Origin of the sequence: Natronolimnobius sp. AArcel1 (assembly GCF_011043775.1) — an archaeon.
GTDB lineage: Archaea > Halobacteriota > Halobacteria > Halobacteriales > Natrialbaceae > Natronolimnobius.
In genome coordinates this window covers 308,183-332,684 of sequence record NZ_JAAKXY010000006.1, presented here as the reverse complement: position 1 = coordinate 332,684, position 24,502 = coordinate 308,183, and the positions used below count along the sequence as shown (strand labels likewise).

The 24,502-nt window shown below is 58.1% G+C and carries 25 protein-coding genes; 15 read left to right on the top strand and 10 right to left on the bottom strand.

Features of this window, described 5'->3' with window-relative positions:
• The 3 genes from G6M89_RS19315 (at nucleotide 1) to G6M89_RS19305 (ending at nucleotide 2,869) form a co-directional block, all read left to right on the top strand.
• On the top strand, nucleotides 1-957 hold the full coding sequence (locus G6M89_RS19315) for a carbohydrate ABC transporter permease (RefSeq protein WP_165163531.1): 957 nt from the start codon (nucleotides 1-3) through the stop codon (nucleotides 955-957).
• A complete protein-coding gene (locus tag G6M89_RS19310; protein ID WP_165163530.1) occupies nucleotides 957-1,973 on the top strand; it encodes a sugar ABC transporter permease in 1,017 nt (338 codons plus the stop codon). Before G6M89_RS19315 ends, G6M89_RS19310 begins: the two co-directional genes overlap by 1 nt.
• Before the next feature lie 131 nt (nucleotides 1,974-2,104).
• Nucleotides 2,105-2,869 carry an IclR family transcriptional regulator gene (locus G6M89_RS19305; RefSeq protein WP_165163529.1) on the top strand — a complete coding sequence of 255 codons (765 nt, stop codon included), beginning with the start codon at nucleotides 2,105-2,107 and terminating at the stop codon, nucleotides 2,867-2,869.
• A 404-nt stretch (nucleotides 2,870-3,273) separates the two neighbouring features.
• Here G6M89_RS19305 and G6M89_RS19300 read toward each other — a convergent pair whose 3' ends face one another.
• Nucleotides 3,274-4,422 (bottom strand): DUF2092 domain-containing protein, encoded by a 1,149-nt coding sequence (locus G6M89_RS19300; protein ID WP_165163528.1) that lies wholly within the window; start codon nucleotides 4,420-4,422, stop codon nucleotides 3,274-3,276.
• A gap of 233 nt (nucleotides 4,423-4,655) precedes the next feature.
• Between G6M89_RS19300 and G6M89_RS19295 the strand changes: the two genes are divergently transcribed.
• Nucleotides 4,656-5,846, top strand: a complete 1,191-nt coding sequence (locus tag G6M89_RS19295) for a Xaa-Pro peptidase family protein (protein ID WP_165163527.1) — start codon at nucleotides 4,656-4,658, stop codon at nucleotides 5,844-5,846.
• Between the two features lie 29 nt (nucleotides 5,847-5,875).
• Here the strand turns inward: G6M89_RS19295 and G6M89_RS19290 are convergent, their stop codons facing one another.
• The 3 genes from G6M89_RS19290 to G6M89_RS19280 all read right to left on the bottom strand — a co-directional run bounded on the left by G6M89_RS19290 (nucleotide 5,876) and on the right by G6M89_RS19280 (nucleotide 9,849).
• Nucleotides 5,876-7,834, bottom strand: a complete 1,959-nt coding sequence (locus G6M89_RS19290) for an MEDS domain-containing protein (protein ID WP_165163526.1) — start codon at nucleotides 7,832-7,834, stop codon at nucleotides 5,876-5,878.
• A 150-nt stretch (nucleotides 7,835-7,984) separates the two neighbouring features.
• The gene (locus G6M89_RS19285) at nucleotides 7,985-9,049 is read right to left on the bottom strand and encodes an NAD(P)/FAD-dependent oxidoreductase (RefSeq protein ID WP_165163525.1); all 1,065 of its coding nucleotides are present in this window, start codon (nucleotides 9,047-9,049) and stop codon (nucleotides 7,985-7,987) included.
• Nucleotides 9,050-9,117: 68 nt separating this feature from the next.
• Nucleotides 9,118-9,849, bottom strand: a complete 732-nt coding sequence (locus G6M89_RS19280) for a GNAT family N-acetyltransferase (protein ID WP_165163524.1) — start codon at nucleotides 9,847-9,849, stop codon at nucleotides 9,118-9,120.
• Between the two features lie 150 nt (nucleotides 9,850-9,999).
• On the opposite strand from G6M89_RS19280, the gene G6M89_RS19275 reads away from it, so the two are divergent.
• The 6 genes from G6M89_RS19275 to G6M89_RS19250 all read left to right on the top strand — a co-directional run bounded on the left by G6M89_RS19275 (nucleotide 10,000) and on the right by G6M89_RS19250 (nucleotide 14,576).
• The gene (locus G6M89_RS19275; RefSeq protein ID WP_165163523.1) at nucleotides 10,000-10,785 is read left to right on the top strand and encodes a prephenate dehydrogenase/arogenate dehydrogenase family protein; all 786 of its coding nucleotides are present in this window, start codon (nucleotides 10,000-10,002) and stop codon (nucleotides 10,783-10,785) included.
• On the top strand, nucleotides 10,782-12,392 hold the full coding sequence (locus tag G6M89_RS19270; RefSeq protein WP_165163522.1) for a small ribosomal subunit Rsm22 family protein: 1,611 nt from the start codon (nucleotides 10,782-10,784) through the stop codon (nucleotides 12,390-12,392). The genes G6M89_RS19275 and G6M89_RS19270 overlap by 4 nt, the downstream gene beginning before the upstream one ends.
• Nucleotides 12,393-12,465: 73 nt before the next feature.
• On the top strand, nucleotides 12,466-13,275 hold the full coding sequence (gene surE / locus G6M89_RS19265; protein WP_165163521.1) for a 5'/3'-nucleotidase SurE: 810 nt from the start codon (nucleotides 12,466-12,468) through the stop codon (nucleotides 13,273-13,275).
• 83 nt (nucleotides 13,276-13,358) lie between these two features.
• Complete coding sequence (locus G6M89_RS19260; protein WP_165163520.1) at nucleotides 13,359-13,589, top strand: SelT/SelW/SelH family protein; 231 nt, start codon at nucleotides 13,359-13,361, stop codon at nucleotides 13,587-13,589.
• A gap of 205 nt (nucleotides 13,590-13,794) precedes the next feature.
• Nucleotides 13,795-14,190 (top strand): hypothetical protein, encoded by a 396-nt coding sequence (locus G6M89_RS19255; protein ID WP_165163519.1) that lies wholly within the window; start codon nucleotides 13,795-13,797, stop codon nucleotides 14,188-14,190.
• A gap of 239 nt (nucleotides 14,191-14,429) precedes the next feature.
• Entirely contained in the window at nucleotides 14,430-14,576 is a 147-nt protein-coding gene (locus G6M89_RS19250; RefSeq protein WP_087714117.1) for a DUF1328 domain-containing protein, read from the top strand.
• Between the two features lie 81 nt (nucleotides 14,577-14,657).
• On the opposite strand, the gene G6M89_RS22635 is transcribed toward G6M89_RS19250, so the two are convergent.
• The 4 genes from G6M89_RS22635 to G6M89_RS19235 all read right to left on the bottom strand — a co-directional run bounded on the left by G6M89_RS22635 (nucleotide 14,658) and on the right by G6M89_RS19235 (nucleotide 18,248).
• Nucleotides 14,658-14,783 carry a hypothetical protein gene (locus G6M89_RS22635; protein WP_255488557.1) on the bottom strand — a complete coding sequence of 42 codons (126 nt, stop codon included), beginning with the start codon at nucleotides 14,781-14,783 and terminating at the stop codon, nucleotides 14,658-14,660.
• Between the two features lie 479 nt (nucleotides 14,784-15,262).
• Complete coding sequence (locus G6M89_RS19245; protein ID WP_165163518.1) at nucleotides 15,263-15,487, bottom strand: hypothetical protein; 225 nt, start codon at nucleotides 15,485-15,487, stop codon at nucleotides 15,263-15,265.
• A 170-nt stretch (nucleotides 15,488-15,657) separates the two neighbouring features.
• Nucleotides 15,658-16,995 carry an acetylxylan esterase gene (locus tag G6M89_RS19240; RefSeq protein ID WP_165163517.1) on the bottom strand — a complete coding sequence of 446 codons (1,338 nt, stop codon included), beginning with the start codon at nucleotides 16,993-16,995 and terminating at the stop codon, nucleotides 15,658-15,660.
• Between the two features lie 257 nt (nucleotides 16,996-17,252).
• Nucleotides 17,253-18,248: a restriction endonuclease gene (locus G6M89_RS19235; protein WP_165163516.1), complete on the bottom strand. Its 996-nt coding sequence runs from the start codon at nucleotides 18,246-18,248 to the stop codon at nucleotides 17,253-17,255.
• Nucleotides 18,249-18,670: 422 nt separating this feature from the next.
• On the opposite strand from G6M89_RS19235, the gene G6M89_RS19230 reads away from it, so the two are divergent.
• Both G6M89_RS19230 and G6M89_RS19225 read left to right on the top strand, forming a co-directional pair.
• Nucleotides 18,671-18,868: an antitoxin VapB family protein gene (locus G6M89_RS19230; protein ID WP_165163515.1), complete on the top strand. Its 198-nt coding sequence runs from the start codon at nucleotides 18,671-18,673 to the stop codon at nucleotides 18,866-18,868.
• On the top strand, nucleotides 18,865-19,260 hold the full coding sequence (locus tag G6M89_RS19225; RefSeq protein ID WP_165163514.1) for a PIN domain-containing protein: 396 nt from the start codon (nucleotides 18,865-18,867) through the stop codon (nucleotides 19,258-19,260). Before G6M89_RS19230 ends, G6M89_RS19225 begins: the two co-directional genes overlap by 4 nt.
• Before the next feature lie 116 nt (nucleotides 19,261-19,376).
• Here the strand turns inward: G6M89_RS19225 and G6M89_RS19220 are convergent, their stop codons facing one another.
• Nucleotides 19,377-20,690: an HNH endonuclease signature motif containing protein gene (locus G6M89_RS19220; RefSeq protein ID WP_165163513.1), complete on the bottom strand. Its 1,314-nt coding sequence runs from the start codon at nucleotides 20,688-20,690 to the stop codon at nucleotides 19,377-19,379.
• Nucleotides 20,691-21,308: 618 nt separating this feature from the next.
• Here G6M89_RS19220 and G6M89_RS19215 point away from each other — a divergent pair.
• Nucleotides 21,309-22,127, top strand: a complete 819-nt coding sequence (locus G6M89_RS19215; RefSeq protein ID WP_165163512.1) for a hypothetical protein — start codon at nucleotides 21,309-21,311, stop codon at nucleotides 22,125-22,127.
• A 37-nt stretch (nucleotides 22,128-22,164) separates the two neighbouring features.
• Here G6M89_RS19215 and G6M89_RS22455 read toward each other — a convergent pair whose 3' ends face one another.
• Nucleotides 22,165-22,440, bottom strand: a complete 276-nt coding sequence (locus G6M89_RS22455) for a helix-turn-helix domain-containing protein (protein WP_165163511.1) — start codon at nucleotides 22,438-22,440, stop codon at nucleotides 22,165-22,167.
• Nucleotides 22,441-22,650: 210 nt separating this feature from the next.
• Here G6M89_RS22455 and G6M89_RS22165 point away from each other — a divergent pair, with 210 nt between their 5' ends.
• Nucleotides 22,651-23,205 carry a hypothetical protein gene (locus G6M89_RS22165; protein ID WP_206335628.1) on the top strand — a complete coding sequence of 185 codons (555 nt, stop codon included), beginning with the start codon at nucleotides 22,651-22,653 and terminating at the stop codon, nucleotides 23,203-23,205.
• Nucleotides 23,192-24,130 (top strand): hypothetical protein, encoded by a 939-nt coding sequence (locus G6M89_RS19200; protein WP_165163510.1) that lies wholly within the window; start codon nucleotides 23,192-23,194, stop codon nucleotides 24,128-24,130. The genes G6M89_RS22165 and G6M89_RS19200 overlap by 14 nt, the downstream gene beginning before the upstream one ends.
• Nucleotides 24,131-24,502 lie beyond the last annotated feature (372 nt).

The window sequence follows — 24,502 nt, the reverse complement described above, 5'->3', positions numbered from 1 at the left end:
ATGAGCACTTCAACAGGACGTGACGGGACGTGGCTGTCCCAGCGGATGCCGACCCGTGATGATCTCCCCGGCCTGTTAGTCGTACCCAACATCGCCTGGTATGGCCTGTTTATGGCCTTTCCACTGGTGTATCTCGTTTTTCTTTCGTTTACCGATGCAAACGGCGCGGAAGATCTGCTTCGAGGAACGTACACCTTCATTGGGTTCGACAACTACGCTGGACTTCTCTCCGATAGACAGTTCTGGAACTCGTTTCTCGTAACGTGGCTGTTCGTCTTTACGAGTCTGGCGTTGAAGATCATCCTCGGTGTTTCGCTCGCGATGTTGTTGACCCATCAGTGGGTCCGCGGAAAGCGCTACATGCGTGCACTCGCGATTATTCCGCTTGGATTGCCACCGATCTTCATGATCACACTCTGGCGATCGATCTTTAGCGGGGCCCGATTCGGGGTCGCGAACGAAGTGTACATCACTATCGCGGGACTCGTTGTTGAGAACCCGACCCCAATTGGCTGGTTTGCCAACCGCTGGCTTGCGTTTATGACGTATGTGCTGACGGAAGTCTGGATGGCATATCCGTTCGTTTTGATCATCGTTGTCAGCGCCCTCCAAGGCGTTGACAAGGAGCTACACGACGCAGCAAAAGTGGATGGAGCCGGTTTCTTCAACCGCTTTTATCACGTCACGCTTCCACAGATCAAGCGACCCGTGTGGTTCGCCTCAATCTTGACTGCTGCGGCATCGTTCCAGCAGTTCCTCATCCCACTGATCTTCAACGACGGTGGGCCGGCCCGACAGAACGAATTGATCCTGTTCTACGGCTACCGGGAGGCGTTCCAGGCGCCGCCGAACATGGGTGAAGGTGCCGCGATCATGGTGATCGCTCTCATCTTCATTGGCATGTTCATGTGGCTCAACGTCAAGAAAGGGCGACTTGCGGAGGGTATCAACAACTAATGAGTATCGCACAATCACTTCGAGACGATGCGGTTCACGCTGCCCGATGGCCGATTCGCGTCGGCCAACAGACTCGCAGAACGCTCGGTGGACTCAAAGATGGCGAAATCGGCATCACCGACATTGCCCCACCAGTTGTCGGGACGCTGTTTGCCATCCTGGTCCTGCTGATCATCCTGTTCCCAGTGTACTGGATGATCGCTGCAGCGTTTGCCGCCGGAACCGGCGCAGCGAGTCTCTACGAGGAAGGCTTCTTCGCCTCACCGACTGAATGGAGTCTCGAGGCATTTGAGTGGGTTATCTACGAGTCGGCGTTCGTCTTCGACTCGTACCCACAGGGTGAGGCCGGACTGCTTGACTACCTGTATGCGTTCAGCGGTTCGTACCTCGCCAACAGCCTGCAGATCGTTATCCCGACGGTCATCTTCTCGATGGTCTTGATCGTGCCAGCAGCGTATGCCTTCTCCCGACACGACTTTGCCGGGCGAACGCCGCTGCTGTATGGCTACGTCCTGCTCACGCAGGTTGGCAGCGGGATCACCGTTGCAGCACTGATCGCCATCTACGTGGTGTTTAACTGGCTTGGCTTTACGAACAGCCACCTCGCGATCGCCGCGCTGTATGCGGCGGGTGCGCTGCCGTTTAACACCTGGCTGCTCAAGACGTTCATGGACAGTATTCCGCGGTCCTACGAGGAAGCGGCGATCATGGACGGAGCGCCGCGTCGGACGATCTTCCGCGAGATTATCCTCCCGCTGTCGAAGCCCGGACTCGCAGCAGTCCTGATCTTCGTCTTCCTGTCGGGCTGGAACGAGTTTATCCTCGCACAGATCCTGCTCGGGGCGGACAAATACCCCCTCTCGGTCGGACTGTACCTCCTCTTAGAGGAGTACGGCACCCCGTGGGGGCAGTTCGCCGCGTTCTCGATGCTGTATGCGCTGCCCGTTGTGCTGATTTACTTCTTTGCACAACGCTACGTCGAGAGCGGCCTCTCCTTCGGCGGCATGGACGGCTAACCGACCGTCCGTCTCTCACTCGCAGTTTCTCATCTCGCCATTGGCGACCGACTCGAGTGTATTCTCGATCGTCCAGCGGCAACCGTTTTCCCCATGGGAAAATATATCCCGGCTGGCACCAACAGTGTGGTATGCCAGAGTCGGACTATCCCGTGGGCTCCGTCGCAACGACGGTTCGGATCATCGAGGCGCTGAACGAGTTCGGGGAGGCGGGAATTACCGATCTGTCCGAGCAAACGGGGGTTTCGAACAGTTCCGTTCACAAGCACTTGGATACGCTGCAATCACTCGGCTACGTGCGAAAGGACGGCACCAGTTACTCACTCAGTCTGCGCTTTCTCGGGATTGGGAATGAAGTCCGGAGCCAACGAGAGGTCGTTCAGGCGGCGAAACCTGCTGTTGACAGCCTCAGCAGCACGGCTGGTGCCGTCACGAATCTCATGCTTGTCGAACACGGCTATGGCGTCTACGCCTACCGCGCAACCGGCGGTGCGTCGAACATGAACAGCTATCTCCCTGTCGTCGGCGACCGCGTCCATCTCCACGCAACGGCGGGCGGCAAGGCAATTCTCTCTCAGATGGAGTGGGACGAAATCACGGAGATTATCGAGACCAACGGCCTGCCGAAGCTGACCGACAAGACCATCGACTCGAGGGATGCCCTCCGACGGGAACTGCGCTCGATTCAGGATCGTGGACTCGCGTTCGAACGCGGCGAGCACCTCCCGTCTGTCCAGTGTGTTGCCGCCCCAATTACGACCACGGACGGCCCCGTCGGGTCGATTAGCGTCTCCGGCAGCATCGACCAGATGAGCGGCAAAAAACTCGAGGAAGATCTCGCGGGACTGGTCGTCAGTACGACAAACGAAATCGAACTCGAGTTGTTCAGAGACTGAACAACAGCTATAGTAGCCACTGAAAGTCAGTGCACACCCAATCGCACGACAACTGTGCGATTGGTGTGTAAACAGTTTCAGTTGTTACTATAGTATACGGTAGTCAATAGTTGGCCCAAAATACCACTTTCAATATCAATATAGAAGGTCAACCTCCAAGTGGCGTTTCCAACACAAAATACAGGTAAAGGCGGTTATCTCGTACAAATATCTGGTTTTTATGCTATTTTGATGGTTGATGATCATATGTGGGCCGTATATAGATATATGATGGGATATTCTGGTGGAATATTACTAAATTGGCTATGTGATCCACAGCAATGCTCTGTGGGGCAGGTTAGTTGATTCTCGCCACAATAGTTTGTTTCTAGATAAGACATAATACCGACATAGAATGTATGCTGTCACGAGCAGCCGACCGACGATGCAATCGTCTCTAACTCGAGATCAGCAGTTGGACTCGAGAGTTCGAATGAGAGGCCATCGCACGACCAAAAGAGACTCTCAATCTGCCCATCGCGACGATAGACCGGCTGGCCGTCGAACTCGAGGGTCGTTTCCTCGAGGCTATTCGGGTCGAAACGCTGTGTTTCGCGAATGGCAATAAACAGCTCTTGGTCGGCAACATCAGGGTCAGTGTACCAGAGTGTCGTCCGGTAGCCATCCGGGTGCTCGACAACAGTTACTCGGTCGAGGGCGAACGGATCGGGAACGGATGGGTCAGGGAGATCGTAGGGGACGACAGCCGCTGCTTCCAACCGGCTGTCGAAGATCCCCTCGGGTTCCGTGCCAACCGTGACCACGGTTGCATCTGCCGGCGGATCGTAGGTAAACGCGTCCTCTTCGAGGTCTGTGTCGAGTGTGAGGTTTTCGGAGGTGACTGTGACGCGATGGAGAATGCCGTCCTCACCGCGGACGGTATCGCGCTCTCGAGTCGGATACCGGTACTCGTCGTCGATCCAGATCGACCGTTCGACGGTGGCATCAGCCAGTTCGTCGCTTGCGATGCCATCAAATGGGATTCGATACACTGTTTCACCGATGAGTAAGTCGATCGATTGGCTCTCGGCAGCGTCATCGATCGGCTGAGCGTGGATTTTGTGTGCATCGCGTCCATCAACAGTGTCGGAGCCAGCATACGAGAGTTCGTACTCCGATTGGAGCGTCTCGAGCACCTGGCGTGTGCGATCGAGGACGACGCGATCTGGGTGGTGTCGCTTGCTCACCACGTCGGTCTCCGGATTGTATTCCCAGGTGACGGCGCGACTGCGAACCGAGACCTCGCCTGCGACCGTCTTCTCGTTTTCGGACTCTCTTACCTCGAGTCGCTGTTCACCCGGTGGTCGCTGGATGAGCGTATCGAGGCGTTCGGTCGTGTCGGTCGGTGTTTCCATCTGCATTCGCCGACGCATTTCGAGTGTCGAGAGGGTGCGACGCGTCTCGAGTGCGTCGTCCAGTAGTTGCTCGCTCGAAGGTGTCTCGGCTCGTGGGACCGACACACAGCCGGCGAGCCCTAAGATTGTCCCCGCAGTCAACAGCCGTCGACGGCGCATACTCGAAAGAGTGACTCGAAAATTGATAAGTATGCGGGAGTTGTGTATCGCTCAGCAACAGCCCTCTCGAGTCGGGCGATCGTGACTGCGGCGGCGGTGCGTTGTCGTTTCCAACACCAGTCACGTCTTTCATGTGGGAAGAGTATCGCTGAAATCGGCAGCTGCTGTGTCCGTGCCGGCAAGGGACTCCAGTGATACCAATACTATAGTGTCGGCCGACCCCAGAGCGCATCATGAACGTCGATCCCGATCTCTCAGCACTTCGAGTAACACTCGAGTCGCTCGAGGTTGACGGCTATCTGATCGATGACGACGCCTCAGATTCCGACCAGCGGTACGTTTCCGGGTTTAGCGCACCGGATGCCTACCAGACGCTCGTCACCGACGAGGGGGTACACCTGCTCGTCTCGGGCCTCGAGTACGGCCGCGCGAACTCGGAGGCTGGCGCGGACACAGTGTCCCGGCGCTCGGAATACGACTACCAGGAGCGCGTCGCCGAACAGGGCACCTACGAGGGAACTGTGTCGACAATCGCCGCGTTCTGTGCGGACCACGATGTCGACTCGCTTGCCGTCCCTCGGAGTTTTCCAACCGGAACCGCTGATGGTCTCCGAGCGCAGGGGCTCGAGGTGACCGTTGAGACCGACGGCGTTGTCGAGGAAATTCGGGCGACGAAAACCGAGTGGGAGGTCGACCAGATTCGGGTCACACAGCGCGCAAATCAAGCAGCGATGGCCGCTGCCGAGGAACTGATCGCGACTGCAGAGATAGCCGGCGATGGGACGCTCATCCACGACGACGAAGCCTTAACCAGCGAGCGTGTCACCCACGAAATCGAGCGCACACTCCTAGACCATGGCTGCGGACTGGATGAAACGATCGTCGCCTGCGGCGCGGACGGCGCAGACCCGCACGACCGCGGTAGCGGCCCACTCCGTGCAGACGAACTCATTGTGATCGACATTTTCCCGCGAGACAAGGAAACTGGCTACTTCGGCGACATGACCCGCACGTTCGCCCGCGGCGACCCGGGTGAGGAAGCGAGACGCCGCTATGACGTGACTCACGAGGCCTATGCGGCCGGACTCGAGGCCGTCGAAGCCGGTGTCACCGGGGCAGACGTGCATGGCGTCGTCTGTGATGTGATCGAGGAGGCGGGCTACGAGACGCTGCGAAGCGATCCGAACACCGACACCGGCTTTATTCATAGCACCGGCCACGGCGTCGGTCTCGATATCCACGAACAGCCAAGCGTCTCGCCCGTCGGCGGCGAACTCGAGGCGGGCCACGTCATCTCAATTGAACCAGGTATCTACGATCCTGCTGTTGGCGGGGTCCGAATCGAGGACCTCGTCGTGGTCACTGACGACGGCTACGAGAATCTGACCGACTATCGGATCGGGCTCGAGCCCGTCACTGAGTAACATCCGTGGCTAACTGCCCAGCGCGGCGGTTACTGGGTGCAGTCCGTTGCCGCCGGCAGTGTAAACGAGAACGTCGAGCCCTCGCCGACGTCTGAATCGACCCAGATCCGGCCGCCGTGGCGCTCGACGATACGCTCACAGAGTGCGAGTCCGATTCCCGCACCGTCGTACTCGGCCCGACTGTGGAGTCGATCAAAAACCTCGAAGATCTGGGTCTGTTCGTCGGGAGCGATACCGATACCCTCGTCGCGAACCGAAATCACCCACTCTGTGTCGTCTTTGTACGCCGTCACCTCGATGTCTGGGGGCTCCTCGCCTGCATACTTCACTGCGTTCGCTAGCAGGTTCTGAAACAGTTGGCGTAGTTGGCTGCGATCGCCCGAAATGCGCGGGAGTGAGTCGACTGATAGGTCCGCATTGCTGTCCTCGAGTTGGAACTGCACGTTCTCGCAGGCATCCGCAAACACGTCTGCGAGTGCAACCGATTCGAACGGCTTTCCCCGGGTTTCGATTCGGGAGTACGTAAGCAAGCCGTTGATCATCTCACGCATCCGATCAGCGCCGTCGACGGCGAACTCGAGGAACTCCTCGTTTTCTGCGGTGAGATCGGCGCGCCGCTCGATCAGTTGCAAGTAACTCGAGATCATCCGGAGCGGCTCTTGCAGATCGTGGCTAGCAGCGTAGGCGAACTGCTCGAGTCGTTCGTTCGAGGTCTCGAGGCGGTCGACCGTCCGCTCGAGTTCGCGCTCGCGCTGGTGTTGCTCGAGTTCGTACTTTACCCACTGACTCATTGACTGGAGGAAGGCGCGTTCGTCGGCAGAAAACGGCTCGGTGCGGGAGTTGGAATCGAGAAAGAAAAACGTTCGGTCAGTGCCGCCATCGACGTCGATGTAGGTGCCGAGATATGTCCGGATGCCGAACTCCTGATAGGCAGTAATCTCATCGTACCCATCCAATTCCGGGCTCGTAATGCTCCCGACCGACTGGATATCGGTGGCAGCGGTACAGTACGTCTCCGACAGTGGGAGTTCAATACCGGTCTGGAAGTGTTCGTGCTCGTCGGTGCTGACGTGCTCGAGTTTGAGCCAATCGCGTTCGACATCGACGCGGGCCATCGCACCGATCTCGAGGTCGAAGCGCTCACACCCGAGTTCGAACAGCGCCTGCAGTTTGTCCTCGAAAGCCCGATCCGGATCTGCGGTAATTCGGTTCTGTCGCTGCAGGAACTGTTCGCGCTCTTGCAACGCACTTCTGGCTTTGCTCCGGTCGAGCAACGTCCCGAGCATCCGCTCGAGTTCGTATTTCGAGGAGCGCCCACCCTCGCAGAACTCTTCCGGCGGCGTGTAGTAGAAGTTGTGACAGACAGTGCTGTCATAGATGAGATGGGGATGGACCCGGATGACGTCACAGAGAACCTCTGGCGGGAACGTCTCGCGGTTGTACTGACAGACCGCAATGGCGTCTTTATCGTCGAAGAGGGCGTTGACCTTGCTCTCGTAGGCCATACACTCCGCCGTCGAGACGTCAGCCTCGAGGATCCAGTCCATCTCGGCGGCCAGTCGGAACGCCTCGAACTCCGCAGTGGCTGCCTCGATGCGCTCGGCGTACTGGGCCATCATCTCGTCGGCGTCGAACGACCCGTTCTCGAGATAGGTCTCTCTAATAGTCGCGAACGCAAGCGCACCGGAGTCGACGGCAGCGTCGACGTCGATCCCATCCGCTTGAAGCGCGTCTCGGACCGCCGATTCAGATGTCTCGCTGAGGACGTACAGACAGTGTTCGCCGCGCTCGAGTCCCTGTCGAATAAACGGCACTGCGGCGGCGAACTGCTCATCGCGACTCTCGTAGATCAGTGCGAAGTGATCGTTGCAGAATTCGCCATCGGGCGACTCGATCGGGCCGTTGAATTCGGGACTTTGCTGCAGGGCATCGAGTGGACTCTCGAGGTTGAGAACGTCCGGTTTGGAGGTGTGGAGGGGTTGGCTCATGAGGACTATAAGGAGTAATTATCTGGAAAAGTGTAGCAGGGGTAATAAGCAGCGAGCCAATACACGTTGGTATTCGAACGATAGTTCCGAGAAATTCCTAGTCTTGAGGCCAGTACCGACTGTCCAGAGATTGCGTCCAATACCAACGTATTACTCGAGCGAAATCCGGTCACCACACTCGAGGCCGGATCGAAGCGCAGCGTGGAGGCGGCCCTCACCGACGACCCAGTCGCCGAGGCAATAGAGCCCCTCGCGTTCGGCCCGTCGAAGCGGTTCTAGGTCGACGCCATCGTCGGGTTGTGCGTAGCGCCAGCCCTGATGATCAGTCCAATCGGGGTCCGCTAACCGATCGTCCTCGAGCAGGTCTGCAGTGAGCGCCGCCAGTTCCGCGAGCGTTTCTGCAGGAGGATCATCGAAATGCTCGAGCGACCACTCGTGGTTCGCCTGGACGACGAGCACTGATTCGCCGTCGGGAACGTGGCCCGGTTTGCACTCTTCCCGGGCGAGCCAGCCGATTTCGTGGTTTTTGTCGGTGTTCACCAGCGCGTAGTAGGGTACCTCGAGTTCGAACGGATAGTGGAAGATACCGGTCCAGATCGATCGGTAGGGGACGTCATCGATCGCACCAGCGAGGCGCTCGCGGAGGAGGTCGCGGTCGCCCCACTCGGCCGCCCGGAGCAACTCGGCCGTCTGTGGCGCTGGCGGAGTCAACAACAGCCGGTCGAACGGTCCCCACGTCTTGCCGTCGTCATCCTCGAGTCGCCACTCGGGTGAGTCACCGTCCGAGCCAGCGGAGTCATCGCAGCTGACTCGCTTGACTCGTGTCCGGCGGTGAACATTGGCCTCTGTCCGTGCAAACAATCGCTTTGCGATCTGGGTCAGTCCCTCACGATAGGTCCACTTGTGCTCGTCGGCGTCGCGCCCCTCGGAAATCGACCCGTCGCCGTCGAACGTCCAGATCGGCTCGCTGATGTCGACCAGTCCCTCGGTCTCGAGCGTTTTTGTCAGAAGTTCCGTGACGCGTTCGTCGGCGTCTTTGACGTAGTTCGCGCCGTAGTCGTAGGTGAGTTCATCACGCCGTCGTGTCGCTGCTCGGCCGCAGACGCCGCCAGATTTCTCGAGGACGGTGATCGAAACGTCTCTATCTCGCTGCTCGAGGGCGTACGCGGCGGCGGCACCGGCACCACCAGCGCCGACGATGGCGATCTGTGTCATAGCAGTGGCTTCGAACCGACCGACCAAGAGTGCTGACCCAACACGACCCCGTGTCGCGTTGTGTTGGATTACAGTTCGCGCGCCATCATCACCTCGTCGACCAGTTCGTCACCGACGACGTAGTGATCGCGACGGATCGCTTCGGTATCCCAGCCACGATCCGTCAGAAACGCGAGCGCGTGGTCGTTGGTGACTGGCACGCTGTTGTACACCTTCCGGAATCCGTTGGCTTCGGCCCACTCGATGCCACGCTCGAGGAGTGTCTCGCCGATGCCGTGACCCTGGTAGGACTGACGAACGCCAACGGTCTGTTGGGCAGTGCCGTGTAGTCGGTCGACCTGGGGCAACTCGAGGTGGGTCCAGCCGATGACTTCGCCTTCGACGGTTGCGACGAAGAAGACGCGCGAGCGAACGGCGTTGTGGCGCGTGATCGCGTTCTCGTAGAGGAGTTCCTCCGCGATGGATTCGGCGACGACGTACGTCTCTGCGGCAGTAACGTCTCGAATCGTTTCGATGAGGCTGTCGAAGTCGTCGTGATGGGCCGGACAAATCGTAACTGAAAACTCGTCGATTTCGCACTCCTCGACAGCCCCGAATTCGACGGCGATTCGCAGCGTACCATCGTCTTCTTCGAGATAACCATCAGCTTGCAACTCCTCGAGGTGGGTTCGAAACGTCTCGGCGGGCAGGGCGACGAACTCGAGGAGTTTATCGCGGTCGACGGTGCCGTGGCGTTCGACGTACTCGTAGATTTGTTGGCTTGCATCGGATGCAAACCGTGGGCGGTCGGTCGCTCCCATACACACGCTACGGGAACCGACGGTTTAGTCCTTGGTGGGCGGTAGCAGCCAGCATACGATGGCGAGGAATCGATACTGGCGGCTGCAGCGACCGTCAGGTAACGTGATCGATCGAACGGCTTTTGCGACGGCGGGGGCTATCACAGGCCGATGGACGTACTGATCGTCGGCGCGGGGGCAATGGGGACGTGGATCGGGCGCGCCCTCGACGCCCCGGTGACGTTCGCCGACGTCGACGCCGACGCTGCCGCTGCAGCCGCCGAGACGGTTCCCGACGCAACGGCCGTCTCACTGGCCTCGAGTGACGATGGGGAGGCAACTGCGATCGAGGATCGCTATGACCTCGTCTGTCTGGCCGTTCCGATGATCCACGTCACCGATGCGATCGCCGCCCACGCCGACCGCGCCAGCGAGGCCATCATTGACGTCTCTGGCGTGATGGCTCCTGCACTCGAGGCGATGGCCGAACACGCACCGGACTGTGAGCGTGTGAGCCTGCATCCATTGTTTGCGCCCGAACGCGCACCGGGCTCGATCGCCGTCGTCCGCGATGAGTCGGGGCCGGTGACCGAGGCACTCCTCGAGAGTCTCGATGATCGTGGGAACTCGCTGCTCGAGACGACGGCAACGGAACACGACGAAGCCATGGAGACGGTGCAGGCAGCAACGCACGCAGCAGTACTGTCGTTCGCGATTGCAGCCAAGCCAGTTCCAGAAGGATTCGAGACACCGATCTACGACCAACTCGCGACGCTCGCCACGCAGATGACCGGTGGGACACCACGCGTCTACGCCGATATTCAGGAGACGTTCGCGGGAGCCGATGCGGTAGCCGACGCGGCCACACGAGTCGCCGACGCAGACAGCGCGGAACTCGAGGCGCTGTATCGCGAGGCAACACAGACGTGGCAGACAGCTGACGGAGATTCATTATGAGCGACCAGCGAGAGGCGATCCGATCGAACGCGAAGTATCTACGCAATGTCCGACCAATTGATCCCGACGAAATCTGTGAGTACGTCGAAGGGAATCCACATCCCGCAGTTGTTCGACAACACCTACGAGAGGATGCGGTCGACCTCCGATTAGTCGAGCGCGAGGATGGCACCTTCGAACCCGTCCCCGACGAGGCGATTCGGCCGAATCGGCGGCCAGTCACCGCGTTCCCGTCGGCCTATGCGGACGCCCTCGAGGAGTTCCTCGTCGACCAGTACGGCGTCAACTGGCACGAAGACGCAACGGGCGACCTCCTGCGGTCGACCATCCGGCGCTTCAAAGCAAGCTATCTCGAGCGCCGGCCTGTCGAGTACGACGATGACGTCGCCGCTGGCTATGCGATTTATCACCTACCGGCGTACTACGCTGCGATCCAGTACGCACTCGAGGACCTCGCCGATCGTGGCCTGCTCGACCAGACGATGCGCGTCCTCGACATTGGGGCTGGCGTCGGCGGTCCTGCCCTCGGACTCGCAGATTACGTCCCCGAAGATGCCTTACTCGACTATCACGCGATCGAACCGAGCGCCGCCGCCGACGTGCTCGAGGCACTTCTCTCTGAAACGGGTCGGAACGTCCATACAACGGTGCATGAGACGACTATCGAGGCGTTCGATCCGGCAACCGTCACGCGAGACGAAACGGCGGACGCAGCCGCGACGTTCGATCCGACCGCAGCCGACGACGGCTTCGATCTGATTCTGGCCTGTAACGTCCTGAGCGAGCTTTCAGACCCTGAAGCCGTTCTCCGTGAGACCCTCGAGTTGCTCGCTCCTGATGGAACGCTGCTCGCAATTGCGCCAGCCGACAAGAACACGAGCGTCCAACTGCGTGATCTCGAGCGCACGCTCGAGGACGAGCGCGTGCTCGCACAGTCGGTGTTTGATGACGGGCACAACGGCACAGACGGCGATGGAGGCGACGACGGCGACGCAAACGAAACCGCGGCCGCTACCCGACGACAGCGCCGGCAGGGGACCGTCACGGTCTACAGCCCCGCCGTGCGCCTTTGGCCGGGTGAACGCCCCTCGGACCGGGGCTGGTCGTTCGACGTCCGCCCCGACCTCGAGGTGCCGCCGTTCCAGCGCAACCTCGACGACGCGACGCCCGAGCACGACGACGAACACGCCCCCGGCGAGTTCATCAACGTCGACGTCCAGTACTCTGCGTCGCTCCTGCGCCTGGATGGCACCCGACGAATCGACGTTGCACTCGAGACCAGTGACTGGGCGAAAATGGCCGAGATGGACCGCCACGTCACGAACCGAATCGACCTCGCCGCAGCCAAACTCAGTCACTCCCTTAGCGCCAACGACGACGAGTATGGCCAGTCACGGTCGAATCCCGTCTTCAAAATCAGCGACGGCAGCGAATCAATCGGCCACTACGCCGTCCTCACGAACGAAACCTCGCTCAACCGCCCGCTGCTCGAGGCCGAATACGGTGCCATCCTCTCGTTCGAGCAGATACTGGTGCTGTGGAACGACGACGAACAGGCGTACAATCTGATCGTCGACGAAGAGACCATTGTCGACCACGTGATGTGAGCGTCGGGTGACTGGTGTTCGTGAGACAGCACGAAACGGTGGGCTTTTCGCGCCGGCCTCCAACCCACCCGCTATGAGCGAGCCACTCGAGATTCTCCTGACGAACGACGACGGCATCGATAGCACCGGGATTCGCGCGCTTCATGACGCGCTCTCGGTCGATGCGAACGTCACCGTCGTCGCCCCAGCGACCGATCAAAGCGCCTGCGGGCGCTCGATCTCGCACGAAGTCGATGTCTCCGAGCACGACCTTGGCTACGCCGTCCACGGCACGCCCGCTGACTGTGTCGTCGCCGGACTGGCCGAACTCGGCCCGGATCCTGATCTCGTCGTCGCCGGCTGTAACAAGGGCGCAAATCTGGGCGAGTATGTCCTCGGGCGCTCGGGAACCATCAGCGCCGCCGTCGAAGCCGCCTTCTTCGACGTGCCCGCGATTGCAACCTCAATGTACGTCCCCATCGACGGCGACTCGCTCGAGGCCGTCGACCTCACTGCTGCGGAGTACGCCGAAGCAACCCGCATCACCGCGTACCTTGCCAACCATGGTCTCGACTCCGGTGTCTTCGATCATGCAGCGTATCTCAACGTCAACGTCCCCGTTGCAGATGGCGAGCCAGCACCAGTCGAACTCACTCGCCCCTCACAGCGTTACGAGATGGATGCCGAACGCAACGGCGGACAGATTCACCTTCACGACCGCGTCTGGGAGTCGATGGATCCCGATACGATTCCAGACCCCGACGGCACCGACCGGCGAGCCATCGCCGAAGGCCGAATCAGCATCACCCCACTGACCGCCCCCCACACAACGAACACGCACGACTCACTCGAGCAACTCATCGAGCGATATTCCGACGCATCCATCTCCCAGACCGACGTATAGTCGATCTGTGACCATCCCCGCAGTGTCCGCTCGCGTTGCAACCAACCCGGAGTGCTTTGTATCTCGACGCTGAACACTCACGTATGGCAACGGTCGAGATTGAATACTGCGCCCCGTGTGGGTTCTTGTCACGAGCAGAGGACGTCCAACATGCGCTGTTGACGGCCTTCGAAGCCGACCTCGAGGCGGTCGCGCTGGTCCCGGGAGACAATGGGGTATTTGTCGTTCGGGTTGACGATACTGTCATCTTCGAGAAGGGTGATGACGAGTACGATGTCGACGAAATCGTCCGCAGTGCCCGCCAATGCCTCTAAGTAGTCGCGTCCGATTTGTGACCTCTGACCGACGACGACTGCACCAAACTTGCGGCGTGCAAGGTGGGTGTCCTTTGGGATGGCGCCAGTCACGATTTGGTGACGGTCCTTGCTACCGACTCGCCAGCAGCACACATATAACCGATGAGACAGAAGAGTATCGTAACGACGGACAGGGATTGATCTACTCGCTAGCAACCCAACCATGGTACTGAGTGCACTTCGGGCTCGCCTCGCCTCACTCTGGTCAACCGATTCGACCGGAGAGGCGACAGCTGAGTCCACGACGACGGACGACGAACTGAGCGATGAATCAAGCGACGACCAGACGCTGAGTTATGCCGAAGAAATCGAGTACGGCGTCGACGAACGCGACCTTCAGGACGACGACAAAATCCTTCGACTGCTCGTCAAACGCGGTGGCCGCGTAGACGAAACAACTGTCCGCGAAGAGACTGGCTGGACGGATGAGAGACTCACAACCGTTATCGACCAGATGGAAGACGACGACCAGATCAGCGCTATTACGGTCGGCAGAAAACGAGTCATCTGTCGTCGCGGCTTCGAACCCAAAGGCTACCGATCGCATCTCAACGAGTAGCGACTCGAGACCGACTGCGATATGAGCGGGTGAGTGGAGAAGGGAGGTTTTCTGGGCACTTCGTGACTTCGGAGCAGTGGTTCTCCACTGGTCGCAGACCTATCTCGGGAGAACTATTTCTCATCCGGATTGTCTCGAGGAGAATACAGTTTCGGGTCTCTCGAAACCTCGGAACACGGTGGCTCTCGGCGGCGTATTCAGGCCAAATCCCTATCCACTGTCCGCCCAATACTACGCATATGTTAGAACTTGCAATACTGTTCTTCGTGATCGCAATCATCGCAGGAGCACTGGGCGCGACAGGCGTCGCCGGGTTCACAATGGCAATTGCGAAGTGGCTCGTGTTGATTTTCGTCGTCCTCGCGATCGTGTCGTTGCTGTTATAGCAGGCCAACACGTCCGCTGTCGGCCACCACAACTTGTCGACCGCTCGAGAGCCGAAACCCAGTCCGGATGCTATCGGCGTCTCAACACTCGAGCGTCAGAACGAACTCACAGACACCTGCAGCCGTTGTTTCGGCGAACGTCGGGCCTGCGATGAGAAAGGCCACAAGCAGGACGAAGACGAACAGTGCAACAAGTCGACCAACCATATGTACGTAGTTAACATACTACATGATAATGGTACTGGGCGACGCAGTGACTGGTCACTGGTCGTGTCACTCCTTTATTTGCAAGCACGGGCGTGTTATACGGTCCATGGATACGAGACACTGATGACAGACTGAACTGCTCGTCGCGCTCGAGGACAGACTCGACGACGAACGCTGCGGGATGGCGGCGTCCTCGCAGTCGGTCTCACAGCTGCGCTTGCCGGTTGCGCTGACGAGGGACCCGGTGAAGAAGATGCTGGCGACCCCGACGAAACTGGGACCGAACCCGAAGAAGAGCCTGCCCAGCCAGAGGGTGACGGCCCAGAAGATGATCCGACGGACGAAGATACCGATGACGATGATGGCGAGAACGACAACACCGGCGAATAATCGTCTCGCAATGTGAATGCGCGTCGTCCGAGTCGGCGAGCGAAGACGACAGCACAACCGAGACGAGCACGTACCACCGCCGTTGCCAGTCAGAACAGAAGCGAGGGGCTACCAAATACCACGAGCAGCGCAACGACAGCGACGACGAGTCCCATTACACGCATCATGACGAGGCGCATCGGCCCGGGCTGAATCTGCGTCTCGCCAGCAGGGCCACGCGCTTCCCACTGACTCATCTGCCGAGGGAACGCGGCCTGTGCAAGCCCGAAGACTACGATTACGAGCGCGACTAACTGGAAGACGAACGAAACCATACGACAGAGATTCGAGACACTGTAAGAAAATATTGTAATTTCTACAACTTGTTTGCTCATCACGGATTCTGTCCTCTCGAGCCGGCCTCTCTCCCCCAAAATCGAATTCATAGTGTCGGTCAATCGTCCCGCAGGTTCGTGACCGGTAGCCTGTCCTCGAGGACGTCGATTTACCGCGATCCGTGCTCGAGATGTTGGTCCGCGAAGTCGTACACCGCCTCCCAGTAGTCCGGCGTCATTGTGTGCTCGACGTCACGCCGGTAGTGCAAAATTGGCGGGGCGTCGTCCGGGATCGAGCCACCCTCTTGAGAGAGTTCGCCATCGCTCAGTGATCGGTCCTCGAGCAGTTCCCACGCGTCGCTCGCGAGTTGAATCGACAGCCGTGCGGCGTCTGGATTCGTCCAGGCATCTGCCTCGGGCGTACTTTCCGTGGCCAGAATCGCTCGAGGAGCAACGAGGGCGACGAGGTGGTGCTGATCGATCGGGAACCGACCCACGTCCGTGGCGAACATCGGATAGTACCCGTTGAACCAGTGAGGGAACGCAGTCACGATCTGTTCGACCGTCTCTCCGCTCGAGGCCGTCGCTTCGTGGCGACTCAGTGCAACGCCCGCCGTCCCGGATTGGTGCGGGACCACCAGGGCGATCCGCTCATCGAGTGCACCCGCCAGCAGAGTCGCTTTGCCCGCTCGAGAGTGGCCAAACGCGGCGATGGCGTCGTCTCGGATGTCGGGGTCCTCGAGGAGGTACTCGACGCAGCGGCTGATTCCCCACGCCCACGCCGCGAGTGCCCCACCCCGGAGCGCCCCTGGGACATCCCCGTGGTGCTGCCAGCAGTACTTCGTGAGTCCCATCTCAGGGGTATCCGGATGAATGTCCCAGGTGCACGCCGTCGCGAACGCGTACCCGCGATCAATTGTCTCCCGGACCTGCCAGTAGTCCGCCCGCTCCCCTCGCTCGAGGAGATGTTCGGCCGCAGTTTCGCGCTCTCGGGCCCAAGCCGGGACCGAAAGAGCGGGGATATCTGCGACCGTGTGATTCCCGGCCATATTGAGCCCGAACATGACAGGACTCGGCGTCTCGGTCGTCGTGGGAACGAACAGTGCGAGGCGAATTGCGGGTGCCTCCTCGGGAAGGTCCGGAAATCGGATCGCGATCCGTTTCAGCGTCGCGGCTCCGGCGAACACGGACTCGTGTACTTCGTCGACGTCGAAGCGCCGCCTTGGAGCCGGCGGCGCGTAGCCGTAGACATACTGTCGGAGAAGCGCTTTCAGTCGTGGTCGGCGCTGTTCGCGCCACGCGGTTGCGGATTCGACTCGCTTACCGTCGCCGATTTCGAGGACGTGCGGAGGGTCGGCCTGTGGCGTACGTTCCGAAACTGGCGTGACGTCGTCCGGAATCGCGAACTCGGTGCCAGGGAGTTCTACGCCGTCGCCAGACTGTATTTGGTCGTCGTCTCGAGGCGCACTCGAGTCCATATTGTTTGCACCAACACTGGCTCGGACCATATAGTACCCACTGACAGTCAGTATGACGAGAACATCGACGCCAGTTCGGCGTGGGCATCGCCATCTTGGAACGACGCTGTGGAGTCACAGCGCCACTCGGTCAACCGACCGTGGACAGGTGTGACTGAAGGGTGTTTCAGCACTGATTTGCCCTCAAAGGCGCAGAACGCGAGTGTGCAATCTCGCCGAGTATAGTCACTTCCTACAAACACCGAACAGGGTCGGTGATCAGCGCTACCAAGGGACAACAGTCCGTCTCACTTGACCGCAGCTGCCAACTCCGGCGGAAGCCCCGGCAGCGCGTCTTTTTGCGCTTCGGAGAGGTACAGCATCCACTCTACCTTCCGGAGTAAATCCGCCCTCGAGAGCCCGTCTGCCTCCCGGTCGTACTCCTCGAGAAGGAGATGCGTGGTGTTCCGGAATCGGACTCTGGAGACGGCGCTGTCGACGCCGTCGACGTAGAAGGCGAACTGTGCCGTCCCCGAAGCGGGAATTCGCGGTTGTGCGACCTGCCAGTCGCCCGGAAAGTAGCTGTTCCTCGAGAAGCCGAGTGACTGAGTGTACGACTGCCCGGTGTCGTCGTAGACGGTGAAATCCTCCCACGGATGGAGGACGAGATCGTACTCGACGAGATTCGTGAGTTCGAACGCGAAGCACGGCCCGTCGAATTCGGTCGGCTCGATCACGTCGGGGTCCGACGACGTTACCCACTCGTAGCCGACGAGCGTCGCTCTGAAAAGGTCGCACTCGGCAACGACGGTCGTCGGCTCGCTCGAGTCGAACGCGCTAATGGATTCGGTATATGAGTGACTCGAGATGTCGATCCCGTCTGCGTAGGCTGCGACCAGATCCTCGGCACCCATCTCTCTGACCAGTCGCTCGAGGGTCTCGCCGTCGACCAGTTTGATGTTGAAATCGTCGGCGATGGTTTCGGCCTGGTTCGTAAACCCGCTCGTCGTGACGACGACGACTTCGTCGACGTTCTCGCGTTGTTTCAGCGAGGCGTACGTCTGTAGTTCAGGCCCGGAAACGGCGTTCGTCTCGGCGTATCGCTTCGCCTGGATGAGGAGCTTCTTCGGATACGGGAACGTTTTCCTGGCGACGACATCGATGCCCTTGTCACTCGACTGGGACGTCACCTCGGTGTCCCACCCGCGACGAGACCAGAGGTCCGCGACGAAGTGCTCGAACTCGTGGCCGTCCAATTGCTGGAGCGGACGACTGATTGCTGACTTCGGGAGTCCCGTATCCATCCCGCTGTGTCCTCGTCATCGCGATAGCAAAACAGTTCGCATCGACGGAGGTTCTCGAGGGCGTTTGAGTGCCACTCGAGAATGGCGCTTGGATTGGTCGATAAGAACGGGAACGTGAAAGAGCAGCCTGTTCAGGTGGCCCAGACATGGGAACGTGAGACGTATCTGTGATCGATCCGAACGACTATTCGAAAAGAGAGGCGTAACCCGTGACAAGCCATTCAACCAGACCTGAGGATATGACAGCCGATGAGATTCGCGAGCACATGGTCCGGTTCATCGTCAAACGAGACATGGATCGCCACCGTGATATCTACGACAAACTGGCTGACGAGTAGCGGTATTAGACCGTCGCGTCTGTTTAAATACCAAAGGTGGAGTTCGTCGAAAAGACTTAGATTCTGCATACACTCTGCATACATATGAGCACGTCAATTCGTGTCTCCGAAGAGACGAAAGCCAAACTCAATCGTCTCAAGCAGGACGACGAGAGTTTCGACGAGTTGCTCGAGCGATTAGCGGACGACGAAGAACCGATTGCAATCGGGTCGTGGGATTCCGACACCGCTGACCGAGCTCGTGACGCTATCAGTCGATCACGAGATAGTTTCGAGCGATGACGTTTCTCGATTCGTCAGTTATTATCGACATGCTCGAGGGTGTTGATGAGACCGTCGCTGCTGTCGAATCTCGAGGCACACCGTATCTTACCTCTTCGATTTGCGTCTACGAGGTCCTCGCAGGGACACTTGGGCGTGGTGAAACGAACGTCCAAGCGGAGCGACAGCGTTTCGGCGGCGTCCGCGCGCTCGAGTTCAATGAACAACTTGCACTCGAGGCCGCGCGACTCCAAGACGAACTGCTTGCCGACGGTGAACGGATGGCAGCCCGTGATCTCATGATCGCAGCAACGGCACGCTCGACCGGGGATCGCCTGCTCGTCGCTGATTCTGACTTCCAGACCGGCGTGCTCGAGGACCGGCTGGACATGACGAATCTGCGCCTCGAGTGAGGGTGCTTTCTGTCCGCGACGTCTGCCCTCGAGAACAGTTGTGGGAATTGGCTTTCCAACAGTGATTCTCGAGGGTCGTCCGACTCTGGGACGACGGTGTGACTCGAGAACGACACTTATCGAAACGTCTCGTTTCGGACTGTGGCTTTGTCTTTCAGTCGGCGGTTGAATTCGTCGCCGTCACGGCCTTCGTGCACCCGTCGATGACAGTTCGGACACAGCGCGATCACGTTCTCTGGGTCGTCCGGGCCGCCGTCACTCCGGCGCGTGAGGTGGTGCACCTCGAGAAAGGGCTCGCCACTCGAGTTTTGGAACGGGGCCGCCTCCTCACAGCCCTGGCAGACGCCGTCCGCGACTCGCAGTGCGAATTCACGGACGATATCGGATCGGGGGTAGGTTCGGCTGGTGCTCGAGTTGGCCGGTGTCTCGTCGGGTTCGTCTGGTTGTGTCCCTCCTGGCGAACTCTGCTTGGCCTTCTCGAAGAGTTCGTGGTCCGAGAGTGCAGTCGGTGTGGTCTCGAGTTCGACGTCCGTGCCGCCGATGGGAGCCAGTTCGAACCGAAACGCGTCTCGCAGGTCGCCGTTCTCGTCGGGTAACTCCGTTCTGCGGTGGCCGACGTACTCGTACTCGCCGAGATAGGTACTGATCCAGGGCTGGTCGGTATTCTCGAAGAGATGGAGGTTCTCGTCGTTCGCTTTGTGAGTTCGAATTGCTTCGTTCCCGCCGTCCATCGTCATCTCGCCTTCCGTTCCCTCACCAGTGTAGAGGAAGGTGTCGTCCTCGAGAAACTCGTCCTGATAGCCGTAGGTGCTTCCGGCGTCGCCCGTGAAGATGAAAATGAGCGGGTGGTCGCTTGGCGTCGCAATTCCCTTGTATCGCCCGCCTTTGAGCACGTCGTGAATGAACCACCGGCTGTAGGTCTTGCCGACCTCGAACTCGCCGTTTTCGATTGGGATGAAATAGCTCTCGTCTTGTTTGGTGACCAGATCGAGTGACTCGAGCCATCCGAGATGGCGCGTGACGACATCTTTTGGGAGCACGTGATCGGGATAGGCCTCTTGGAGCTGCTCTTGAATCTCCGTGACCGTTCGATGGCCGTTCGGAATCGCTCGAGCGATTTCCCGAAATCCGTCGACAACCGTTGCGAGCCCTTCATACATCACGAGCGGTTCGTCGTGTTTCCAGAAGGCCTCGCCCTTGTTCGTCGACTCGTAGCCCTCAGGCGTGTGCTCAAGCAGATCAACCGACTCGAGAAAGGAGATGTTTTTCGAGATTGTTGATTCCGAGCCAGCGGACGTATTCTCGAGTAGCCAGTTGGTTAGCTCGTGTTCTGTAGGGGTTTGCCTCGAGACAAATCGAAGCGTCGAGTGAAGAGTTTCAATCCGATGGTCGTTCCCGCCGAAAAACCGTTCAGCGGTCATTCGAGTCATGATGCACAGCATATCACCTATGAGGAATAAATCTGTTTGAGAAGAACGAGTATTTTTGGTTGTTCATTTGACTTTTGTGTCTGTAATTTAATTTTCTATACCAACACTTCAGTGGTAGAATTATCTTCCAAATCTACGGAAGGCCTGTCGCGCAGAACACAGTAGCCGAGTGCAAACTACGACAGTAGGACAGTGCGTTGCTTTCAGGAGTGTCTCGAGTGAGTTGGAAATTCTTCGGTATTTGATTGTGATTGTCGTTATTCAGTAGGTTGTGTTCCTAACAAGTGTTCAAGGATATCCTCGAGACCGGCTTTACGTTCCTGGCTTTTAGGTAGTGAATGTGTCAACACAGATTTCCTGCCTATTCCTGTGAGATTACCTGTCAAAGAGCAAATTTTGGATTTTCTAGTTGGTTTCTCAACATATGGGTGCAAATCAACTATTCGAGTTACTCAGGGAGATAAGTATATAGGTAACTCAACAACCAATGAGTAAGAAATCGTTCTCTATAAACCCCACCCCAACACAACATATATTTATCTAATATACAATTCATTTTTCAGAGCATACCAGTCAATTACCAGAGTATTTAATATATCTCTATTTGTGATTATGTCTGTGAGCGAAAAGAACAGTACCCATGAGTATTATCAGGAACAGTTGATGCGTGTTTATCGACTATCACTTATACTTGTGTCTGGTTTTGTCTCGTTACTTGTTTTGCTTATTGGTGTAGATGTAGACAATTCTATTTTCACAGAAATAACGAATAGTCAATTCATAGGATGGGGACTCGTTGGCTGGTTTTCGATATTACTTTGTGTATCATTTGGTGTTCTAATTTCTAAACCAAGAGGGAATTCTAGAGATTCGCCAGATATTATTTCTTTTAATGATAAATTATTGATAAGAATTTGGAAATTGTCAGTTATCCTTTTAGTAGGAACTTCTATGGCTTTAGTAGCTGGCTTTCTTGATGCGCTAATTCAAGTCTATGGGAACCCATCTAGAGAGTCTGTACCTGCTCTTTTGCTCCCAATTCTAATGATGGCAGCACTTCTTGTTGTCTATTCAGTAGGGATCATAGCAGAAGCCCTAGTGAATATACTGGTTTTTATTAATACTTCGATTAGATTCATCATAAATACTATTATTTATATAATCGCTATCAACCCAAAATCCATACATCATCACGTAGGTTGGATGGAACCAATTGATTATCGAATTTTAAAATCTCTCTCTGAGAGTGAGGAAGCTAAATTACCGAATGAGATTGGTTTATCAACAACTAACAAGCGAATCGGAAACCGATGTGAAATTCTCTGTCAGCATGGACTTGTCACCCGTGATCGATACTTTGCCTACAGATTAACCCCAACCGGCGACAAGATTATGAAAGGAAAATATAAAAAGACAAAGATAGACAATATTCAATGATTTACGACTCATAGATTTCAGTCTCAATTGGACTGTCTCATGAACTACTCCTTTTCAAGTAGACGTCGTTCTCAGCATCGTACTCTCCGTCAAGATACGCTTCTCCTTTGTCGCTAATCGTGTAAACCCCGTTCCCAAGAGGGCGAAGCAGGCTGTTTTCAGCTAATTTCTTGCAGCGACGGGAAACCGAGGACTGAGAAATACGAATCGCATCTCGTTCAGCGAGATCGCCAACCCGACCTGCATCTTCAGCTCGAATGATCTCGAGAATTCGATCATCCCAGATCGTCATCCACGTCCCAGACAGTCGCATTGTATCCTATCTCAGCATAGACGTTCGTAATGCCACGGAATCTGTTGTCCAAGACTAAATCAGTTAGTTGTACCTAACCGTTGCATTTATGCAATACTTGGGTGATTATGGTACTAAGGAGCTATCAACTCGAGTGAAGATAACTCGCGTCGGTCTGTGAGACCGGGCGGCGCTGGCACGCCGCCCAGAAGGTAGCTCCGGTGATCAAGAATGAACTTCGAAGCTCCCGTGGGGAGTACACCCCACACACGCCACGAGGCATCGCCATCCAAAAGCTCTGACGCTCGCTGCGCGTGCGGCGCAACCCGTGACGACGCCCACCGCACCCAGCCCGCCTGTCGCTCGAATGCGAGCGCTCGAGCACGTCCCACCCGAACCCACCGACTCTATTCCTGCGACACGCCGGGCTGTCCAAACTGGAAGGCAGTCGTCACGCCCGCTGGCTACTACTGCCGACCCTGTGTCGCCACCCTCGAGCGCGTCGCTGCCGATCCGCGGCTGGCGACTGACGGCGGCCGGGACACACGTGCCGCCCGCGCGTTCGAACTCATAATCACGTATACGACGATGGATGGCCGTCGTCAGCGCGTGACGTACCTTCCGGCGACGAACGCGAACGCAGCCGACGGTGACGACGCGCGCCGGATCACCAACGAACGTCACGATGGTGGGTGGCGAGAAACCAGCAGGCAACCCATTTCGAACCTCGCTGTCCACCTGGACAACCAGCCCGGGCGAACCGGAGGGACCTATGCCGGACCGTAGTGACAGCGACCTCGAGCAGCTTCACGAACGCCTCGAGCAACTCGAAACCAAACTCGAGCACAAAGACGAGCGCATCCAGCGACTCGAGCGCAAAACGGACCGACTCGAGGACGACCGCGACCGGCTCGAGGCTGACCGCGACCGACTCACCGACACTGTCGATGACCTCCACCAACGCGTCGCGGATCTCGAGACCAAAACGTCGCGTCTGGAAACCACCACCGACCGTCTCGAGAGCCTCGCCGATGCGGCATGTAAGAAAGCCACCGCTAACAAGGAACGCATCGCCGAACTCCAGTCACGCGAACTCGAGAAAGGGGCACATCTCCGTGTAGACTCAGTCGATGAACACGCGATTTCCGTCGCGGACGGCTGCCTCGAGCGCATCGAGAAGGACGACGGAAACGCCTATTACCGGCTTCCCGAGAGTACCGACCCGCTCGAGCGCGGCGGTGACATCTCCCTCGCCTACGGCGACCTCCTGCCGATCCAACAGCTTGCGCAGATGGACGACGATATGCGCCGGTCGGCAGCAAACTCCCTTCCGACGCGATTGGCCGCCAAACTCTGGCAAGCCCGCACCGATCCGAGCGTCGGTGACAATCCCTGGAAACACGGCTGTAAGAACACCGCCGAGTACGTCACCGCGAGCGATCTCAAACACTGGATCCGCAGACAGGAATCCGGCATCAGCGAGAGCTACGCGAAGAAACTCGTCTCCCGCACCATCGACGCGATCCTCGATCTCTCGCGGAACCGACTCGCTGTCCGACGGACGACGCAGCGAACGAACGGCCTCGAGTACACCGAACGCCGCGTGGTCCTCCCAGATGACGCAGCAATCCCCGGTACCTCGAGACAGACAGCACAGGAGCCATCAGCAGACACAGATTCCGACCCAGGGACAACTGACGTCCACGGCTAGGGGTGTCCACGCGCCCGATTGTCCCCTCGAGAGCGGTCTCCGCACTCGAGTGACGGGCGGTCAACCACTCCACTGCGGTCGTTCGCTGGGGCCGATAGCTGTGGGTCCGACGCTCGAGCGGTCGTCGGCGGTCAGGTATGGCGACACTCGAGGCAAAGCAGTCTGGGGACACCAACTGTCTCCGGTGGCGGTCCATCTGACTGGCACGAGCGTGCAACTGTCGGTTCGTCGCACGTGAGACTCTCGATATCGGTTGTCAGACAAACGGAGCCGGGAGACAGACTCGAGTTTCCCGTGTGCGACTGGAAGTGCGTTACTCTCGATCTTCAACGACGATTTGCGGCCTCACGAGTTTGGTCGCACCACCGGGAC

Coding starts and splice junctions, on each gene's coding strand:
- G6M89_RS19315 (WP_165163531.1), top strand. CDS start 1: ATGAGCACTTCAACAGGACGTGACGGGACGTGGCTGTCCCAGCGGATG.
- G6M89_RS19270 (WP_165163522.1), top strand. CDS start 10,782: ATGAGCGACCAGCGAGAGGCGATCCGATCGAACGCGAAGTATCTACGC.
- G6M89_RS19300 (WP_165163528.1), bottom strand. CDS start 4,422: ATGCGCCGTCGACGGCTGTTGACTGCGGGGACAATCTTAGGGCTCGCC.
- G6M89_RS19255 (WP_165163519.1), top strand. CDS start 13,795: ATGGTACTGAGTGCACTTCGGGCTCGCCTCGCCTCACTCTGGTCAACC.
- G6M89_RS19240 (WP_165163517.1), bottom strand. CDS start 16,995: ATGGTCCGAGCCAGTGTTGGTGCAAACAATATGGACTCGAGTGCGCCT.
- G6M89_RS22455 (WP_165163511.1), bottom strand. CDS start 22,440: ATGCGACTGTCTGGGACGTGGATGACGATCTGGGATGATCGAATTCTC.
- G6M89_RS19245 (WP_165163518.1), bottom strand. CDS start 15,487: ATGGTTTCGTTCGTCTTCCAGTTAGTCGCGCTCGTAATCGTAGTCTTC.
- G6M89_RS19295 (WP_165163527.1), top strand. CDS start 4,656: ATGAACGTCGATCCCGATCTCTCAGCACTTCGAGTAACACTCGAGTCG.
- G6M89_RS19280 (WP_165163524.1), bottom strand. CDS start 9,849: ATGGGAGCGACCGACCGCCCACGGTTTGCATCCGATGCAAGCCAACAA.
- G6M89_RS19275 (WP_165163523.1), top strand. CDS start 10,000: ATGGACGTACTGATCGTCGGCGCGGGGGCAATGGGGACGTGGATCGGG.
- G6M89_RS19235 (WP_165163516.1), bottom strand. CDS start 18,248: ATGGATACGGGACTCCCGAAGTCAGCAATCAGTCGTCCGCTCCAGCAA.
- G6M89_RS19310 (WP_165163530.1), top strand. CDS start 957: ATGAGTATCGCACAATCACTTCGAGACGATGCGGTTCACGCTGCCCGA.
- G6M89_RS22635 (WP_255488557.1), bottom strand. CDS start 14,783: ATGGTTGGTCGACTTGTTGCACTGTTCGTCTTCGTCCTGCTTGTGGCC.
- G6M89_RS19225 (WP_165163514.1), top strand. CDS start 18,865: ATGACGTTTCTCGATTCGTCAGTTATTATCGACATGCTCGAGGGTGTT.
- G6M89_RS19230 (WP_165163515.1), top strand. CDS start 18,671: ATGAGCACGTCAATTCGTGTCTCCGAAGAGACGAAAGCCAAACTCAAT.
- G6M89_RS22165 (WP_206335628.1), top strand. CDS start 22,651: ATGAACTTCGAAGCTCCCGTGGGGAGTACACCCCACACACGCCACGAG.
- G6M89_RS19200 (WP_165163510.1), top strand. CDS start 23,192: ATGCCGGACCGTAGTGACAGCGACCTCGAGCAGCTTCACGAACGCCTC.
- G6M89_RS19220 (WP_165163513.1), bottom strand. CDS start 20,690: ATGACTCGAATGACCGCTGAACGGTTTTTCGGCGGGAACGACCATCGG.
- G6M89_RS19260 (WP_165163520.1), top strand. CDS start 13,359: ATGGCAACGGTCGAGATTGAATACTGCGCCCCGTGTGGGTTCTTGTCA.
- G6M89_RS19305 (WP_165163529.1), top strand. CDS start 2,105: ATGCCAGAGTCGGACTATCCCGTGGGCTCCGTCGCAACGACGGTTCGG.
- G6M89_RS19285 (WP_165163525.1), bottom strand. CDS start 9,049: ATGACACAGATCGCCATCGTCGGCGCTGGTGGTGCCGGTGCCGCCGCC.
- G6M89_RS19290 (WP_165163526.1), bottom strand. CDS start 7,834: ATGAGCCAACCCCTCCACACCTCCAAACCGGACGTTCTCAACCTCGAG.
- surE (WP_165163521.1), top strand. CDS start 12,466: ATGAGCGAGCCACTCGAGATTCTCCTGACGAACGACGACGGCATCGAT.
- G6M89_RS19250 (WP_087714117.1), top strand. CDS start 14,430: ATGTTAGAACTTGCAATACTGTTCTTCGTGATCGCAATCATCGCAGGA.